The following is a 2246-nucleotide window of genomic DNA, read 5'->3' on the forward strand; positions in this document are numbered from 1 at the left end:
ACATCGCGATCATCGGACGCGAAATGCCATTGCCCAGCATCCAGGCCAACGCGGCGCCAATGGCGAGGCCGCCCAGCGCCATCATCAGCATCGTCCGCTCGGTCTCGCTGATGGTGGCATTGGCGCTCACCTCGATGCGCTGCTGATCCGCCGTCAGCTCCGACCGCAGCTCACCCGAGAGCTTGAGAATGGACGCGGCCGTCTTGGTCATGTCGCCGTTCAGCTTGACGATGACCTTCACGTTCTCGGTCAGCTTCGAAAAGGAGGCGCGGTACTGCTTGAGGAGATTGCTGATCTCGGTGACGCGGTCGGTGATCTTCTGGTCGTTGGCATAGATCGAGACCAGCAAGGTCTCCAGGAATTTGATGCGGGCGGTCACGCCGTCGGCGGTCTTCGGCTCCGGCTTGGCGACGAAGGCGCTGACCGAGGTGGAAACCGCAAGGTATTGCGATGTGATGTCCTTGGCCGTGCCCTGAACCGAGTTCAGGCCCGCCAATGCCGCGGTATCGGCAAGATCGTCGAACTTGAAGCGGATCTTGTTGCCGACGCTGTTGAGCTCATCCGTCGCGATCTTGCCGTTCTCGCGCGTCAACGTGATGATCTCGCCGAACACCTTGGTAAAGCTCTTGAAGTCGGCCTCGAGCCGGCCGATCTGCTCGCGGCGCGCGGCGCCCGTGGTGGCCGCCGCAGACCTGGCGATCGCGGCCCTCAAATTCTCTTCGGCCGCTTTGGCGGCGGTCTCATCATCCGCCGCGCCGGTCAGCGTGTAGGCCCGCGCCAGCCCCTGGTAAGCGATCAGCTCGCGATCGACCGTCCGCGCAAGGTCCGCTTCGGCGACGCTGGAGCGGTAGGAGGCAACGGCGGCCTGAATCCGCTCGAAGCCGAAATACGCGAAAGCCATGCTGACGGCGAGGATGGCGAGCACCGCCACGAAGCCGAGGATGATTTTTGCGCGAAAACGCAAGGTGAGCAGCTTCGATGTGGTCGGCTTCGACTTGACGGGCATTCCCCACCCCATTCCATTCGCGGAAAACCAGGCGCAGCCCGGAAGCAGCCCGCTTCCTGACGCGTGAGCACGGTAAATGGCAAAGGATAAGCGGCGGTAAATTTGTGGCGCCGCAACCGGCGGTTAGGTGACGCAGGGTCTCGTCGTCCTGGCTTTCGCCAGGACGACATTGGCGCGAATGCCCCTACGCCGCCCGAATATTGCCCATGAAGCGGTCGAGCTCGGCACGCAGGCGGGTGCTTTCGGACGACAGTGTCTTGGCCGAGTGCAGCACCTCTTCCGAGGCCGAGCCGGTTTCGGCGGCGCCGCGGTTGACCTGGCCGATGTCGGTGGCGGCGGTCTGAGTGCCCTGCGCGACGGTCTGGACGCTGCGCGCGATTTCCTGCGTCGCTGCGCCTTGCTGCTCCACTGCGCTCGCAATCGATGTCGAGATCGACGAGATCTGGCCGATGGTCGCGCCGATCTCCTTGATCGCCGCAACCGACTCGGCGGTGGCGCCTTGCATGCCCGTGATGTGCGAGGAGATCTCGTCGGTGGCCTTCGCGGTCTGGCTCGCGAGCGACTTCACTTCGCTGGCGACAACTGCAAAGCCGCGGCCGGCTTCGCCGGCGCGCGCCGCCTCGATGGTCGCGTTGAGCGCCAGAAGATTGGTCTGCTCGGCGATTGCCGTGATGAGCTTGACCACTTCGCCGATCTGCTGGGCGGCATGCGAGAGCTTGCCGATGCGGTTATCGGTCTCCTTTGCCTGCACCACGGCGGCTTCGGCAATGCGGCTGGAATCGCGGACCTGACGGCCGATCTCCTCGACCGAGGCCGAGAGCTCTTCCGTCGCGGTCGCGACCGACTGCATGTTGCTGGAGGCCTGCTCGGAGACGTCGGCGACCTGGCTCGACAGGCTCTGCGTGGTCTCGGCAGTGCGGGTCAGCGTCGAGGCCGCCGATTCCAGCTGCACGGCAGAAGCCGAGACGTTGGAGACGATGGCACCGACCGCGCTCTCGAAATCGTCGGCGAAACGAATCAGCTCGGAACGGCGGCTTGCGGCCTGCTCCCTGTTCTGGAGTTCGTTGGCGGCGGCATCGCGCTCGGCCTTGGCCACGGCCTGCACCTTGAATTCCTCGACCGCGCCGGCCATCTCGCCGATCTCGTCCTTGCGGCCCAGGCCCGGCAGCACGACGTCGAAATTGCCCGAAGCAAGCTCGCGCATCGCCTTGCACATCGCGATCATCGGACGCGAAATGCC

Annotated in this window: 1 protein-coding gene and 1 pseudogene; both read right to left on the minus strand. The window is 64.8% G+C overall.

The genetic code is table 11. The annotated features are described in order from the left end of the window. Nucleotides 1–1006: pseudogene (locus IVB47_RS03495) on the minus strand (methyl-accepting chemotaxis protein); the annotation flags it as partial. 184 nt (nucleotides 1007–1190) lie between these two features. Next, nucleotides 1191–2246: HAMP domain-containing methyl-accepting chemotaxis protein (locus IVB47_RS03500; RefSeq protein WP_247459854.1), on the minus strand; the 1056-nt coding region annotated here is incomplete at its 5' end.

It is taken from the genome of Bradyrhizobium sp. 62, from assembly GCF_023073035.1.
Taxonomy (GTDB): domain Bacteria; phylum Pseudomonadota; class Alphaproteobacteria; order Rhizobiales; family Xanthobacteraceae; genus Bradyrhizobium.